This is a genomic window from Tenacibaculum litoreum (assembly GCF_964513915.1).
Classification (GTDB): domain Bacteria; phylum Bacteroidota; class Bacteroidia; order Flavobacteriales; family Flavobacteriaceae; genus Polaribacter; species Polaribacter litoreum.
Map to the genome: position 1 here is coordinate 491,031 of NZ_CAZEQS010000003.1, position 15,735 is coordinate 506,765.

Annotated in this window: 16 protein-coding genes; 5 read left to right on the forward strand and 11 right to left on the reverse strand. The window is 31.8% G+C overall.

What is annotated here, in order from left to right:
- Positions 1–101: 101 nt before the first annotated feature.
- Entirely contained in the window at positions 102–527 is a 426-nt protein-coding gene (locus ACKTTR_RS08325; protein ID WP_408027403.1) for a helix-turn-helix domain-containing protein, read from the forward strand.
- Positions 528–812: 285 nt separating this feature from the next.
- Here ACKTTR_RS08325 and fabG read toward each other — a convergent pair whose 3' ends face one another.
- The 8 genes from fabG to ACKTTR_RS08365 all read right to left on the reverse strand — a co-directional run bounded on the left by fabG (position 813) and on the right by ACKTTR_RS08365 (position 8,667).
- Positions 813–1,559 (reverse strand): 3-oxoacyl-[acyl-carrier-protein] reductase, encoded by a 747-nt coding sequence (fabG, locus tag ACKTTR_RS08330; protein ID WP_408027404.1) that lies wholly within the window; start codon positions 1,557–1,559, stop codon positions 813–815.
- An 80-nt stretch (positions 1,560–1,639) separates the two neighbouring features.
- On the reverse strand, positions 1,640–2,512 hold the full coding sequence (sucD, locus tag ACKTTR_RS08335; RefSeq protein ID WP_099214339.1) for a succinate--CoA ligase subunit alpha: 873 nt from the start codon (positions 2,510–2,512) through the stop codon (positions 1,640–1,642).
- A 67-nt stretch (positions 2,513–2,579) separates the two neighbouring features.
- Positions 2,580–3,506, reverse strand: a complete 927-nt coding sequence (locus ACKTTR_RS08340; protein ID WP_408027405.1) for a UDP-3-O-(3-hydroxymyristoyl)glucosamine N-acyltransferase — start codon at positions 3,504–3,506, stop codon at positions 2,580–2,582.
- 39 nt (positions 3,507–3,545) lie between these two features.
- A complete protein-coding gene (gene efp / locus ACKTTR_RS08345) occupies positions 3,546–4,112 on the reverse strand; it encodes an elongation factor P (protein ID WP_408027406.1) in 567 nt (188 codons plus the stop codon).
- A gap of 44 nt (positions 4,113–4,156) precedes the next feature.
- Positions 4,157–4,942 (reverse strand): acyl-ACP--UDP-N-acetylglucosamine O-acyltransferase, encoded by a 786-nt coding sequence (gene lpxA / locus ACKTTR_RS08350; protein ID WP_408027407.1) that lies wholly within the window; start codon positions 4,940–4,942, stop codon positions 4,157–4,159.
- Between the two features lie 2 nt (positions 4,943–4,944).
- A complete protein-coding gene (locus ACKTTR_RS08355; RefSeq protein ID WP_408027408.1) occupies positions 4,945–6,336 on the reverse strand; it encodes a bifunctional UDP-3-O-[3-hydroxymyristoyl] N-acetylglucosamine deacetylase/3-hydroxyacyl-ACP dehydratase in 1,392 nt (463 codons plus the stop codon).
- The gene (gene lpxD / locus ACKTTR_RS08360) at positions 6,329–7,369 is read right to left on the reverse strand and encodes a UDP-3-O-(3-hydroxymyristoyl)glucosamine N-acyltransferase (protein WP_408027409.1); all 1,041 of its coding nucleotides are present in this window, start codon (positions 7,367–7,369) and stop codon (positions 6,329–6,331) included. Before lpxD ends, ACKTTR_RS08355 begins: the two co-directional genes overlap by 8 nt.
- A gap of 65 nt (positions 7,370–7,434) precedes the next feature.
- Entirely contained in the window at positions 7,435–8,667 is a 1,233-nt protein-coding gene (locus ACKTTR_RS08365; protein WP_408027410.1) for an HD domain-containing protein, read from the reverse strand.
- A gap of 152 nt (positions 8,668–8,819) precedes the next feature.
- Here ACKTTR_RS08365 and porX point away from each other — a divergent pair, with 152 nt between their 5' ends.
- From porX to ACKTTR_RS08385, 4 genes are read left to right on the forward strand one after another with little or no spacing between them, the layout of a single operon-like run.
- Positions 8,820–10,367 carry a T9SS response regulator signal transducer PorX gene (gene porX / locus ACKTTR_RS08370; RefSeq protein WP_408027995.1) on the forward strand — a complete coding sequence of 516 codons (1,548 nt, stop codon included), beginning with the start codon at positions 8,820–8,822 and terminating at the stop codon, positions 10,365–10,367.
- Positions 10,368–10,417: 50 nt separating this feature from the next.
- Entirely contained in the window at positions 10,418–10,831 is a 414-nt protein-coding gene (tsaE, locus tag ACKTTR_RS08375; RefSeq protein WP_408027411.1) for a tRNA (adenosine(37)-N6)-threonylcarbamoyltransferase complex ATPase subunit type 1 TsaE, read from the forward strand.
- 6 nt (positions 10,832–10,837) lie between these two features.
- Positions 10,838–12,034 (forward strand): alanine dehydrogenase, encoded by a 1,197-nt coding sequence (locus ACKTTR_RS08380; protein ID WP_408027412.1) that lies wholly within the window; start codon positions 10,838–10,840, stop codon positions 12,032–12,034.
- Positions 12,035–12,072: 38 nt separating this feature from the next.
- Positions 12,073–12,444, forward strand: coding sequence for a DUF4258 domain-containing protein (locus ACKTTR_RS08385; RefSeq protein ID WP_408027413.1), 372 nt, complete (start codon positions 12,073–12,075; stop codon positions 12,442–12,444).
- On the opposite strand, the gene ACKTTR_RS08390 is transcribed toward ACKTTR_RS08385, so the two are convergent.
- The 3 genes from ACKTTR_RS08390 to ACKTTR_RS08400 all read right to left on the reverse strand — a co-directional run bounded on the left by ACKTTR_RS08390 (position 12,441) and on the right by ACKTTR_RS08400 (position 15,671).
- Complete coding sequence (locus ACKTTR_RS08390; protein WP_408027414.1) at positions 12,441–12,971, reverse strand: YdeI/OmpD-associated family protein; 531 nt, start codon at positions 12,969–12,971, stop codon at positions 12,441–12,443. The two genes, ACKTTR_RS08385 and ACKTTR_RS08390, sit on opposite strands and share 4 nt — an antisense overlap.
- A 62-nt stretch (positions 12,972–13,033) precedes the next feature.
- Positions 13,034–13,462 carry a VOC family protein gene (locus ACKTTR_RS08395; RefSeq protein ID WP_408027415.1) on the reverse strand — a complete coding sequence of 143 codons (429 nt, stop codon included), beginning with the start codon at positions 13,460–13,462 and terminating at the stop codon, positions 13,034–13,036.
- A gap of 13 nt (positions 13,463–13,475) precedes the next feature.
- Positions 13,476–15,671, reverse strand: a complete 2,196-nt coding sequence (locus ACKTTR_RS08400; RefSeq protein ID WP_408027416.1) for a RecQ family ATP-dependent DNA helicase — start codon at positions 15,669–15,671, stop codon at positions 13,476–13,478.
- Positions 15,672–15,735: the final 64 nt, after the last annotated feature.

Genomic DNA, 15,735 nt, shown 5'->3' on the forward strand with positions numbered 1-15,735 from the left:
TAAAGAGTTTTGAAAAAATATTAAATTTTACTTGTTTACAATTATAAAACAACCTATATTTACAACTGTAAACAACCCCTAATGTTTACATAAGTAAACAAATGATAGAAAGACTAAAACAGATATTAGATTATTACAATTTATCGGCGTCGAATTTTGCAGATAAAATTGATGTTCCAAGATCTAGCATTTCTCACCTATTATCAGGAAGAAATAAACCGAGCTTAGATTTTATTATAAAAGTTGAAACGGCTTTTGATGAAGTTGACCTAAATTGGTTAGTATATGGTAAAGGTAGTTTTCCTCCTAATACACAAAACCAAGAGAAAGAGATTAAAATAGAGAAAAATGAGGCTCCTTCTCTGTTCACTGAAAATACAGTATTTGACCAAGAACCCGAAAAAAAATCAAATACGCAATTCTCAGAGAGCCATTCAAAACCAAAAGAATCAGAAGCTTTTAGAGAAATTAAAAATATTTTAGTTCTATACGATGATGGAACCTTTGAAGATTACAAAAAAAGATGATACTATAAATGATTCCCTAAAAAATCCCCAAAGAATTTAATGAGTTGTGAAATTCAAATAACCCCTCAGTATTTGTATCCCCAACAAATCGTTTGAATTTTATGAGTCATTAAAAACTAAACTCCCCCTAAAACTTATACCCCTTTAAGTTGAGTTTAGAAATTGTCCCCCAAGGCAAACCCCTCGTGCTTGCCCCCTTACAAGCAAACACAACCCCTTAAAATAGAAGAAGCCTGTATTATAAAAATAATACAGGCTTTTTTACTTTTTATAGTAAGTCAAATTTTATGTTAACATTCCTCCGTCAACTGATAATGTTTGACCAGTAATATATGAACTCATATCTGATGCTAAGAATACACAAGCATTAGCAATGTCTTCTGGAGTTCCTCCTCTTTTTAAAGGAATTTCGTTTCTCCAACCTTCAACTACTTTTTCGTCTAATTTTGCAGTCATTTCAGTTTCAATAAAACCTGGAGCAACTACGTTACTACGAATATTACGAGAACCTAGTTCTAATGCTACTGATTTTGAGAATCCTAAAATTCCTGCTTTTGAAGCTGCATAATTTGCTTGACCAGCATTTCCTTTTAACCCAACAACAGAACTCATGTTAATAATTGAACCAGCACGTTGTTTCATCATTGGACGAATAACTGCTTTAGTTAAATTGAAAACAGATTTCAAATTTACTTCAATTACTTTATCAAAATCATCTTCAGAAATACGCATTAACAAATTATCTTTGGTAATACCTGCGTTGTTTACTAATACATCAATAGTTCCGAATTCTTCTAAAACATTTTTTGCTAACTCTTGAGCTGCATCAAATTCAGCTGCATTTGATTGATATCCTTTAGCCTTTACTCCTAATTCTTTTAATTCATCTTCTAAAGCAGTTGCTGCCTCTACAGAAGAGTTATAAGTAAATGCAACATTACATCCTTGATTCGCAAACTCTAATGCAATTCCTCTACCAATACCTCTAGTAGCTCCTGTAATAATTGCTGTTTTATTTTCTAAAAGTTTCATTTATTAGTTGTTTTAATAAGTCAAATATAAAAATAAATTCCCGTTAAAAACGGGAATTTATTCTAATATGTATGTGTTTATTATGCTAAAACCTTTGCTACCATTTCTCCAATTTTAGCAGGAGACTCTACAACGTGTACTCCATTTTCAGCTAAAATTTTCATTTTTGCTTGCGCTGTATCATCAGCCCCACCAACGATAGCACCTGCATGTCCCATTGTTCTACCAGCTGGAGCTGTTTGACCTGCAATAAAACCAACAACTGGTTTACGATTTCCATCAGCTTTAATCCAACGAGCAGCCTCAGCTTCTAAGTTACCTCCAATTTCACCAATCATAACGATTGCTTCAGTTTCATCATCATTCATTAATAACTCAACTGCTTCTTTAGTAGTAGTTCCAATAATTGGATCTCCTCCAATACCAATAGCAGTAGTAATTCCATATCCTTGTTTTACAACTTGGTCAGCAGCTTCATACGTTAAAGTTCCTGATTTAGAAACAATACCTACTTTACCTTTCTTGAAAATAAATCCTGGCATAATACCAACTTTAGCTTCTTCTGGAGTAATTACACCTGGACAGTTAGGTCCAACTAAAGTACAATCTAACTGATCGATATATGCTTTTACTTTAACCATATCAGCTGTAGGAATTCCTTCAGTAATACAAATAATTACTTTAATTCCTGCTTCAGCAGCTTCCATAATAGCATCAGCAGCAAATGCTGGTGGTACAAAAATAATTGAAGTGTCGGCTCCTGCTTTTTGTACAGCTTCATCAACTGTGTTAAAAACTGGTTTACCTAAATGTTCTTGACCTCCTTTGCCTGGAGTTACACCTCCAACTACGTTTGTTCCGTAATCGATCATTTGACCTGCATGAAAAGTTCCTTCACTTCCTGTAAAACCTTGAACTATAATTTTTGAATCTTTATTTACTAAAACACTCATTGGTTTATTTTTATTTTATTTTTTTAGCTTCACAAAAGTAACTTTTTGTAATTGATTTGTGAAACTTTTACTTCTTTTTTTGTTCTTTTAAAAATTGTTTTATTTCAGCTAGTTCTTTTAACTTTTCTCTAGACTCTGAAATTGGAGTTCCGAAATATGATTTACCTCCTGGTACCGATTTTGTTACTCCTGTTTGACCAAGTATAACCGCTCCTTTACCAATAGTAATTCCGCTATTTGTTCCTACCTGCCCCCAAATAGTAACTTCGTCTTCAATAACAACACATCCTGCAATTCCTGTTTGTGATGCTATTAAACATTTTTTACCAATAATTGTATCATGCCCTACATGTACTTGGTTATCAATTTTTGTTCCTTCACCAATAGTAGTATCTCCTGTAACTCCTCTATCAATAGTACAAGATGCTCCTAAATCTACATTATCTTTTAGCACTACTTTTCCTCCTGAAAGTAATTTATCGAAACCTTCTGGTCTGTTTTTATAATAAAAAGCATCGGCTCCTAAAACACTGTTTGCATGTATAGTTACATTGTTTCCAATAACTGTATTGCTATAAATTGTTACGTTTGGATGTATTACACAGTTTTCTCCAATTACCACATTATCTCCAATAAAAACATTAGGCTGTATAACTGTGTTTTGACCTACAATAGCGGTTTCTGAAATACTTTTACTAGAGGCTATAAAGGGATTAAAATGTTTAGTAATTTTATTAAAATCTCTAAAGGGATCTTCAGAAATTAATAATGATTTTCCTTCTGGACAATCTACTTTTTTGTTTATCAGTATTGTAGTAGCAGCTGAGTTTAATGCTTTACCGTAGTATTTTGGATGATCTACAAAGACTATATCTCCCTTTTCTACTACATGAATTTCATTAATACCTGTTATAGGAAAACTACTTTCTCCAACAAATTCTACATTTAATAAAGCAGCAATTTGCTCTAAAGTTTGAGGCTGTTTAAATTTCATCTTTAAAAAGAAATTCCCGCCAAAGCGGGAATAGTATATTTATTCTTTGATACGTTCTGTGTATGCGCCTTTTTCAGTATCAATCTTTATTTTGTCTCCTTCATTTATAAATAAAGGTACATTAATTCTTGCACCAGTTTCAACAGTTGCTGGTTTTGTAGCATTCGTCGCTGTATTGCCTTTTACTCCTGGCTCAGTATGAGTTACTTCTAATATAACGTGTGATGGCATTTCTACTGATAATGGCATTCCGTCTTCTGTATTTATCAAAACAGTAACTACTTCTCCTTCTTTCATTAAATCTGGTGCATCTAATACTGATTTCTGAAGTGTAATTTGGTTATAATCTTCTGTATTCATGAAGTGGTACAAATCTCCTTCAGGGTATAAATATTGAAATTTATGTGTTTCTACACGAACGTCTTCAATTTTATGACCTGCAGAAAAAGTATTATCAATCACTTTCCCAGAAGTAACACTTTTAAGTTTTGTTCGAACGAAAGCTGGACCTTTACCTGGTTTTACGTGTAAAAACTCAATGATTTTAAATATATCGTGATTATATTTTATACATAATCCTTTTTTAATATCTGATGTTGATGCCATTTATTTGATCTTTATTGTTGCTCTTATAAGTGCAATTTTAATAATTAATTTGCTTTAAAATATCCTTTCATTATTCCGCGATGCGAATCTTTTATAAACTGAATAATTTCATCTCTTTCTGAAGTCGCTTCCATTTCAGCTTCTATAATATCTATCGCCTGAGAATTGTTATAATTCTTTTGAAATAAGATTCGGTAAACATCTTGAATTTCTCTAATTTTTTCAGTTGTAAACCCTCTTCTCCTTAAACCTACCGAGTTAATTCCTACATACGATAATGGTTCTCTTGCTGCTTTTACAAAAGGAGGAACATCTTTACGTACCAGAGATCCACCTGTTACAAAAGCATGATTCCCTACTGAAGCAAATTGATGAACTGCTACCATACCTGCTAGTACTACATTATCTCCTACAGTAACATGGCCTGCTAAAGTTGAGTTATTGGAAAAAATACAGTTTTGTCCTACTTTACAATCATGAGCAATATGACAATATGCCATAATCAAGCAATTATCGCCTATCACTGTTCTCATTCTATCAGAAGTCCCTCTATTTATAGTAACACATTCTCTAATAGTAACATTGTCACCTATTTCAACAGTTGTTTCTTCATCATTAAACTTTAAATCTTGAGGAATTGCTGAAATAACTGCTCCAGGAAAAATTCGGCAATTTTTACCAATACGTGCACCTTCCATAATAGTTACGTTTGAACCTATCCAAGTTCCTGATCCAATCTCTACATTAGCATGAATCGTTGTAAAAGGTTCTATAACTACATTTCGAGCTATTTTTGCCTGAGGATGTACGTATGCAAGTGGTTGATTCATAATTATTTAACTTTTGAAATTTGTGCCATTAATTCTGCTTCACATACCAACTTTCCATTGGCATAAGCATAGGCTTGCATATGGCAAATACCTCTACGAATTGGTGCTATTAATTCTGATTTAAATATTAAGGTATCTCCTGGTAAAACTTTTTGTTTAAACTTAACATTATCCATTTTCATAAAATATGTTAGGTAGTTTTCAGGGTCAGGAACTGTACTCAATACTAAAATTCCACCACATTGTGCCATTGCCTCAACTTGAAGTACTCCTGGCATGACAGGTGCTCCTGGGAAATGTCCAACAAAAAAGTCTTCATTCATAGTAACATTTTTCATCCCTACCACATGCTTATCTGATAATTCAATAATTCTATCAATCAATAAAAATGGTGGTCTGTGAGGTAAAATATCCATTATTTTATGGATATCCATTAATGGTGGCTGGTTTAAATCATAAGAAGGAACATTGTTTCTTTTTTCCTTTTTAATGATTTTAGCTAATTTCTTAGCAAAAGTAGTGTTTACAGAATGTCCTGGTTTATTTGCTATTACTTTACCTTTAATTCGAGTACCAGTTAAAGCTAAATCACCTATAACGTCTAACAACTTATGACGTGCAGCTTCATTAGCCCAATGTAATGTTAAGTTATCTAATACCCCGTTAGGTTTTACAGTAATATTATCTTTATTAAAGGCTTTTTTTAACTTTTCCATTGTACTATCAGATAACTCTTTATCTACATAAACAATAGCGTTATTTAAATCTCCTCCTTTAATTAAATCATTTTCTAATAACATTTCGATTTCATGTAAGAAACTAAATGTTCTTGCTGCTGAAACTTCTTCTTTAAAGTCTGAAATTGTATTTAACGTGGCATTTTGAGTACCTAATATTTTAGTCCCAAAATCCACCATAGTAGTTACTTGGTACTCATCCGATGGCATTAAAATAATTTCACTTCCTGTTAGTTCATCTTTGTATGAAATAACTTCTTTCACCACATACTCCTCAATTTCAGCTTCTTGCTCAACAATTCCTGCTTCTTCTAGAGCTTCTATAAAAAACTTAGATGACCCATCCATAATTGGAGGTTCAGAAGCATTAATTTCTATCAATAAATTATCGATGTCTAAACCAACTGCAGCAGCTAAAACGTGTTCAGACGTTTGTATTTGAACTCCGTTTTTTTCAAGGTTTGTTCCTCTTTGCGTATTTGTTACATAATCCGCTTTTGCTTCTATTACTGGCTCTCCTTCTAAATCTACTCGCTTAAAAGCAAATCCATGATTTTCTGGCGCTGGTTTAAAAACCATCGTAACCTCATTACCAGTATGTAATCCTACACCTGATAATGTAACTTCGTTTTGTATTGTTTTTTGTTTCTTACTCATCTTTTACTTTTTGAGCATTCAACTCTTTTTCTATTTTATGTACTGTAGATGCTAATTTTGGTAGATTTTTAAAGTGAACATAAGACTTACTATAGTCTGAATATCCAAATGCTGGAGACCCTTGTACAACTTCTTCATCTTTTAAACTTTTTCCTATTCCTGATTGAGCTTGGATTTTCACATTGTTCCCAATAGTTATATGACCAACAATACCTACTTGACCTCCAATCATACAGTTCTCTCCTATTTTAGTAGATCCTGCAATTCCTGTTTGAGAAGCTATTACGGTATTTTTACCTATCTCAACATTATGGGCTATTTGAATTTGGTTATCTAGTTTTACTCCTTTTCGGATTATTGTAGATCCAAGAGTAGCTCTGTCAATAGTTGAATTAGATCCCACATCTACGTTATCTTCTACAATAACGTTTCCTATTTGTGGAATTGCCTTATATTCTCCATTTTCATCTGGTACAAATCCAAAACCATCAGCTCCGATTACTGTTCCTGAATGTATCTTGCAATTATTACCTATAACAGTTTCAGAATATATCTTTACTCCTGCAAAAACAACTGTATTGTCTCCAATAGTAACATTATCTCCTATATAGGAGTTAGGATAAATTTTAACATTATTACCTAAAACTACATTTTCTCCAATATATGCATAGGCTCCAATATACTCATTATCTCCAATAGTCGCAGAATTAGCTACAAAGTGAGGGTTTTCCCTTCCTTGCTTATTATTCTTTACCTCATTGTAAAACTCTAAAAGTTTTGAAAATGATTTATAAGCATCTTCAACCTTAATCAAAGTAGTTTCTATTTCCTTTTCAGGAACAAAACTTTTATTTACAATAGCTACCGATGCTTGGGTTGTATAAATATATGAGTTATACTTTGGGTTTGATAAAAAGGTTAAAGAACCTTCCTTGCCTTCTTCTATCTTAGAAAGTATAGATACTTCAGCCTCTGGATTCCCTTCAATCTCTCCTTCTAGAATATCGGCTATTTGTTTTGCTGTAAATTTCATTATTTGCAAAAGTAATTATTTTTGTTCAAATACCTCTTGATTAGAATTTGTTTCTAAATATTCATTTATTTAATTTTCTTAGGATAACATAGGTAGTATTTAACTACAGGCTTTGTTAATGCTTTAAGGTTTAGCTGGTCAGAAGCTTTAGCTATATCTTTTAACTTTCCTTTTTTTGTGTAAATTTTTATCGGCTTCTTGGTGTTATATGCCTGATGCATTATTTCATTTGAAAAAACAAAATATTCAAGTTCTTGTTCACTTAAATCTACAAGTTTTCTGAGCTTTCTACGTCTCTTTTCAATATACTCATCAGTAAATGGTTTTTCCTGAATTTCAATCTTTAACAAGCTTCTATCAATAATTTTTGTTGCTAACGTAGATAATATAAAGTCTTCATGATTTTTCCATTCTTTTATAGCTGATAACACATCATAATCATCTAGCTCAGAAAATATTTCTAATGTTTTATTTGAAAAATTTTCTTTATTAATTGGATTATATAAGAAGTACTTGAGTGCTCTACTAGAAGGTAATTCTACCCCTTTTGTAGCTAACTCTTTTGCTCTCTTTAATATACTTACCAAGAGGTTTTCAGCTACTAAGCCCGTTTTATGAAGATAAACTTGCCAATACATTAAACGTCGTGCTATAACAAATTTTTCTACCGAATAAATTCCTTTTTGCTCAATAACTAATTCATTATCTACTACATTCATCATAGCTATTAAACGATCTGATGATATATTTCCTTCTGCAACACCTGTAAAAAAACTATCTCTTTTTAAATAATCTAATCGATCAATATCTAATTGACTTGATATTAATTGATATAAAAACTTACGTGGGTGCTTTCCTTCAAATACTTGAATTGCTAAGCTTAGTTTCCCTTCAAACTCATCATTTAAAGCTTTCATAAATTTTAATGAAATTTCTTCATGGGTAATTTCATTCACAATACTGTGTTCTAATGCATGTGAATATGCTCCATGACCAATATCATGTAACAGAATGGCTATATACAAAGCATTTGCTTCCTCTTCTGAAATTTCAACGTTTTTCATTCTCAACACATGTACAGCTTTTTGCATTAAGTGCATGCAGCCTATTGCATGATGAAAACGAGTATGGTTAGCACCAGGGTATACTAAGTTTGATAAACCCATTTGTGTTACTCTACGTAGTCTTTGAAAATATGGGTGTTCAATGATATCAAAAATTAGGGAATTTGGTATAGAGATAAATCCATAAATAGGATCGTTAATTATCTTTAATTTGTTGGTTTTTGATTTCTTCAAAATGTATAAATCCTTGAATTTTAAACAAAAAAATCATAATTTATCTACAAAACCAAATTAACCAGCGTTTAATTAACGTATTTTTAGCTTTTAAAAACACAACAAAACTACTTTTAACCGTTATTTAGGTAGAAAACAAGTTGAAAATTATGATGAGAAACATACACATTCTTTGGGTAGATGACGAAATAGATTTATTGAAACCACATATATTATTTTTAGAAAAAAAAGATTACACAGTTACAACCTGTACTAATGGTACAGACGCTATTGAGTTGGTTAGTGAAAATAATTTTGATATTGTTTTTTTAGATGAAAACATGCCTGGTATTACTGGATTAGAGACACTATCAGAAATCAAACAAAAGAACACAAACCTTCCTATTGTTATGATTACCAAAAGTGAAGAAGAGTATCTTATGGAAGAAGCCATTGGCTCTAAAATTGCTGACTACCTAATCAAGCCAGTAAATCCTAACCAAATACTATTGAGTTTAAAAAAGAATTTAGACCACTCTCGATTAATTTCAGAAAAAACAACATCGAGTTACCAGCAAGAATTTAGAAAAATTTCTATGGACTTAGCTATGGTAAATTCTTATGAAGAATGGGCTGAACTTTATAAAAAGTTAGTTCACTGGGAGCTTGAGTTGGAAAACATCAACGACACCGGAATGTTAGAGATTTTGGAATCTCAAAAATCAGAGGCAAATTCTCAATTTTTTAAGTTCATTAAAAAGAATTATCAACATTGGTTAACTGGAGATGACAAACCTACGTTTTCGCACACCTTATTTAAAGATTATATAGTTCCTAATTTATCAAAAAAACAAGGGGTTTTATGGGTAGTGATTGACAATCTTCGTTATGACCAATACAGAGTTTTAGAACCTTTTATCAATAATTATTTCAAAAAAGAAGAAGAACACTCTTATTATAGCATATTACCTACAGCAACTCAGTATGCACGTAATGCTATATTTTCTGGCTTAATGCCTTCTGAAATGGAAAAAAGGCATCCAAATTATTGGAAAAATGATACTGATGAAGGGGGTAAAAACTTATTTGAAGCTAATTTTTTAGATGAACAAATAAAACGTTTAGGTCTAAATATTACACATGAATATTACAAAATAGTTTCTTTAAAAAGTGGAAAAGATTTAGCTGATAACTACAATGGAACACGACAAAATGATCTTACTGCTGTAGTTTACAACTTTGTTGATATGCTTTCGCATGCCAAAACTGAAATGGAAGTTATTAAAGAACTTGCTGGTGACGATAAAGCGTATCGTTCTTTAACAGTAAGCTGGTTTAAAAACTCTCCTCTTTACGATATTATTCAAAAAGCACAAAAGTTAGGACAAAAGTTAATAATTACAACCGATCATGGTACTATAAATTGTAAGCACCCTACCAAAGTTATTGGTGATAAAAACATCAGTTCCAACTTACGATATAAAACCGGTAGAAGTTTAAGTTATGAAAATAAAGATGTATACGCGGTTAAAAATCCAAAAGATATTTTCTTACCCTCAGTAGCTATTAATAGTCCTTTTATATTTACAAAAGAAGATTTGTTTTTTGCTTATCCAAACAACTATAATCACTTTGTAAAGTATTATAAAAACACTTATCAACATGGAGGAATTTCGTTAGAAGAAATAGTTATTCCTTGCGCTGTTTATAATCCAAAATAGTAAAAAAGTAAATTTTATTAACAAACATTACTTCATTATTTTTGCTACTTATGAACAGAAATTATTCACTTGACGAATTAACAGCTGTAGCTGAAGAAATTATTGCTACTTCCCAACATAAGATATTACTCTTTTATGGAGAAATGGGGGTTGGTAAAACAACATTAATTAAAGAAATATGTAAAGTTTTGGGTGTAGAAGATATTGCCCACTCTCCTACTTTTTCTTTGGTTAACGAGTACAAAACTAACTCAAACGAAACAGTATATCATTTTGATTTTTATCGTATTGAAGATGAAGAAGAAGCTTATGATATGGGGGTTGAAGACTATTTATACAGCAATAACTGGTGTTTAGTTGAATGGCCTGAAAATGTTAAAAATTTACTACCTTTAGATACTGTTTCAATATCAATTAGTTTGCTAGAAAATGGGCAACGAAACATTCAATTAAAAACTAACTAAATTTAGATGGGTTCTATTTCACCTTTTACCAAAGAGCAGTTAATGCCACAAACCGAAATGCTTGAAATTAAAAAGCAGAAAGGAGATTTATTTATAGGGTTACCAAAAGAAACTCATTTTGAAGAAAAACGAATCAGTCTATCCCCTGATGCTGTTGCTGCATTAGTTGCTCACGGACATAGAATTGTAATTGAAACTGGTGCTGGTGAAGGAGCTAATTATAGTGACAAAGAATATTCTGATGCTGGAGCAAAAATATCGTACGATGTAAAAGAAGCTTTTGCTTGTAATATTGTACTAAAAGTAGAACCACCGTCTCTAGAAGAAATTCAGATGTTAAATCCTCAAACAGTTTTAATTTCTGCTCTACAATTAAAAACACAAAACAAAAAATACTTTGAAGCTCTCGCTAAAAAAAGAGTAACAGCAATTGCTTTTGATTATATTAAAGATGAACACGGTGTGTTTCCTATAGTAAAATCACTAAGTGAAATTGCTGGAATTGCTTCTATGCATATTGCAGCTGAACTTATGACAGCTTCTAATGGTGGTAATGGCTTATTACTAGGAAATATCGGAGGAGTTCCCCCTACTGATGTAGTTATTTTGGGCGCAGGTACTGTTGGAGAATTTGCAGCTAAAGCTGCTATAGGTTTAGGTGCTCGAGTAAAAGTTTTTGACAACTCAATAACTAAACTTCGTAATTTACAATCATGTGTACAAGCGCCTATTTACACTTCTACTATCCAACCTAAAACTTTACAAAAAGCCTTAATGCGTTGTGATGTTGCTATTGGAGCAATTAGAGGTAAAGATCGCTCTCCTGTGGTTGTTACTGAAGAAATGATTGAACAAATGAAAGATGGGGCCGTTATTGTTGATGTAAGTATTGATAGAGGTGGCTGTTTTGAAACTTCACAAGTTACTACACATAGTAAACCTACTTTCTCTAACCATGGAGTGATACATTATTGTGTGCCTAACATTCCTTCTAGATACTCTAGAACAGCATCTGTGTCTATTAGTAATATTTTTACTCCTTACCTGCTAGAAATAGCTGAAGAGGGAGGTTTTGAAAATGCGGCTCGCTTTGATAAAAGTTTACGCAATGGAATGTATTTTTACCACGGAATTTTAACCAATAAAACTGTAGCTGACTGGTTTGACCTTCCTTACAGAGATATTAATTTATTGATTTTATAGTTCAATTTTACTTACTTTTGCACTTCAATTTTTAAATTATGCAGTGGTTAAAACGTGTTGGTTATTATTTAATAGGAATTACCTTAGGTAGTTTAGTCGTTCTTTTTATTTGGAAAGGTAAAGATGTTTCTTTCGATTATGGAATGGATGCTCGTACTTTAAAGACTATTAGAATAAAAAAACGTTTGTTCTCTGATAACGCTCAACAAATATTAGCCACTTCAAAGATTGATACAGCTACCGTTTCTACTATTTTAAATCATGGAGATGTAGATTTTGGAAAAAGCAAACCTCGTTTAAAACCTTGTGCAGAGTATTTTATTACTGGAAAGGATAGTTTAAATCATATTGATTTATACATTATACGTTGTGACTCAACTGCTACAATTGATAAGATTATAATTAACTAACAGTTTTTATACTTATCATACAGCCCCATACCGTTTAGTATCATCGGAATTATTTTTTTAAGTCGTTTTTCTTTGGTAGTTACTCTTTTTGCTTCAGAAATATAATTGGTAAACTCTCTTTGCTTACTCAAAGAAAACTCGTTAAAAGTTTCATTTAACCTATCGTTTTTATCCAATTCTAACTGTAAATTCTTAGGAATAATTAAAGATTTAGTATTCTTTTTAGGTTTTAATTCTCTTCCTTCTTCAGAATTTTTAATAGCCTCTAATACGTATTCTTTAATCAACTCAGTATCAATTTTACCTAACAGATTAAAACGCCATTGACGCATTGCTTGTGTTTTTCCTTCTTGAGCATTTATCAATACTTTTTCTTTATCAACTAAAAAACTTCCTTGAAAAAACCATAAACCACAGTGGTTTTTAAAAGCAGATAAACCTACTATATTTTTTCCTTTGTACACATAAACAGGTGCTCCCCATTTAATAGTTTCTTCAATAGGAAGATCTATATAAACAGAACGCAAGAGGTTTAACTCTTGCGTTCAATTACTTTTATCTAATATATATTGTGTTACTTTAGGATTCATTACCCTATCTGTTCTTCTAAAGACACCATCCAATTTACACCATACTTATCTCTTAACATTCCAAACTTACCTCCCCAAAAAGCATCTGCAAAAGGCATTATAACGACACCTTCATCAGAAGAAAGTCCATTAAAAATAGCTACTGCTTCATTTTCATCTTCGGTATTTATACTTACTGCAAAATTATTTCCTTTGGCAAAAGCTTCATTTTCGTTAAAAAAATCAGATCCCATAATAGAGAAATCTCCTGCTTCAACAGTACAATGCATTGTTAATTCCATTACTTCTTCAGGAATATTTTTACAAACCTCTTCTGGAGCATCTTTAAATTGCATCAACATTGTCATTTCTCCTCCTAAAACATCCGCATAAAAAGTCATTGCTTCTTTACAGTTTCCGTTAAAATGTAAATAAGTACTTGCTTGCATATTGTTGAGTCTTTTAGTTAGCTATTTCACTAGTAAATTTAATACGCATCAATCGTAACTCATCATCATCATAATCTCCATCAAATTCATCTAAGGCTTCTTGAATTTTATCTGTTTCAGCTTCCATAAAATAATCATGGATTTCTTCCTGCTGATCTTCATCAAGTAAGTCATCTACTGCATAATCTATATTTAGCTTAGTTCCCGAAAATACAATAGCTTCCATCTCTTTTATTAATTCAGACATTTCTAAACCTTTAGACTTAGCAATATCTTCTAAAGGCAATTTTCTATCTGTATTTTGGATGATGTAAAGCTTTAATCCAGAATTAACTCCAGTACTCTTAACTATTAAATCATCAGGGCGCATAATCTCGTTGTCTTCCACATATTTTGAAATAAGCGTAACGAAATCTTTACCGTATTTTTTGGCTTTTCCCTCTCCAACACCATGAACTTTTGCTAATTCATCTAATGTTACTGGGTATTTTAATGCCATATCATCTAAAGACGGATCTTGAAAAACCGCAAAAGGAGGTACTCCTAAACGTTTTCCTACTTTCTTTCTTAAGTCTTTTAACATTACTACTAATTTATCATCTACTCCTCCTGCTGATTTTTCATTAGTAATAATAGTACCATCATCTGCTGTTTTATAAACATGATTTTCTGTCATCATAAATGATGATGGATTTTTTATAAACTCTTTACCTTCTTTTGTTAGTTTTAAAACTCCATACTGTTCTATTTCTTTTTTGATTAAATCCGCCACTAAAACTTGACGGATTAAAGCCATCCAATAATGATTATCTTTAGTTTTACCAATACCAAAAAAAGGTTGAATATTTGTTTTGTGAGACTTTAACAATGCATTTTCTTTACCAATAATTGTGTTTACAATTTCTTTTGGTTTATACATTTCACTAGTATCTCTAATAACAGATAGTAAGGTTACTACTTCATCTTTAGCTTCATGCTTCTTCTTAGGATTTCTCATATTATCATCCATGTCAGCGCCTTCTCCATTTACTTCATCAAATTCTTCTCCAAAATAATGTAGTAAATATTTACGCCTGTTCATTGATGTTTCAGCATATCCTACAACTTCTTGTAATAAGGCATGTCCAACTTCTTGTTCTGCGACAGGCTTATTAGCCATGAACTTCTCAAGCTTTTCAATATCTTTATAAGAATAGAAAGTTAAACAATAACCTTCTCCTCCATCACGTCCTGCTCTACCAGTTTCTTGATAATAACTCTCTAAACTTTTAGGAATATCATGGTGTATTACAAAACGAACATCTGGTTTGTCAATTCCCATACCGAAAGCAATAGTAGCTACTACAACATCACAGTCTTCCATTAAGAACATGTCTTGATGTTTTACACGTGTTTTTGCATCTAAACCTGCATGATAAGGAACTGCATTAATTCCGTTAACTTGTAAAATTTGCGCTATTTCTTCCACTTTTTTACGACTCAAGCAGTAAATGATACCTGACTTTCCTTGTCGTTGTTTTATAAAGCGAATAATGTCTTTTTCTACATCTTTAGTCTTTGGTCTAACTTCGTAGAATAAATTTGACCTGTTGAAAGATGCTTTAAACACGTTTGCATCTGACATTCCAAGAGTTTTAAGAATATCTTCTTGTACTTTTTCTGTTGCAGTTGCAGTTAAACCAATAATTGGTACATTATCAATCTGCTTAATAATATTTCTCAGATTTCTATACTCAGGTCTAAAATCGTGTCCCCATTCAGATATACAGTGCGCTTCATCAATAGCTACAAAAGATATTTTTTGCCTTCTTAAAAACTCAGCGTACTCTTCTTTAATTAAAGATTCAGGAGCTACGTACAATAACTTTGTAATTCCTGATTCAATATCTGATTTTACTTGTGCAATCTCCGACTTGTTTAACGAAGAGTTTAATACATGGGCTATTCCATGATTTTCAGAAATCCCCCTAATGGCATCTACTTGGTTTTTCATTAAAGCAATTAATGGCGATACCACAATTGCTGTACCTTCCTTCATTAAGGCAGGTAATTGATAACATAGCGACTTACCACCCCCAGTTGGCATAATAACAAATGTGTTTTTATTCTCTAACACACTGTTAACTACATCTTCTTGTAGCCCTTTAAACTGGTTAAATCCGAAGATTTTTTTTAATGATCCATATAAATCCGTCTGCTCTTTATTCATCTTCTAATATCAAAAATTAAAAACGAGAACTAATTTACAAAAATTCCCAACAATATATAACGTA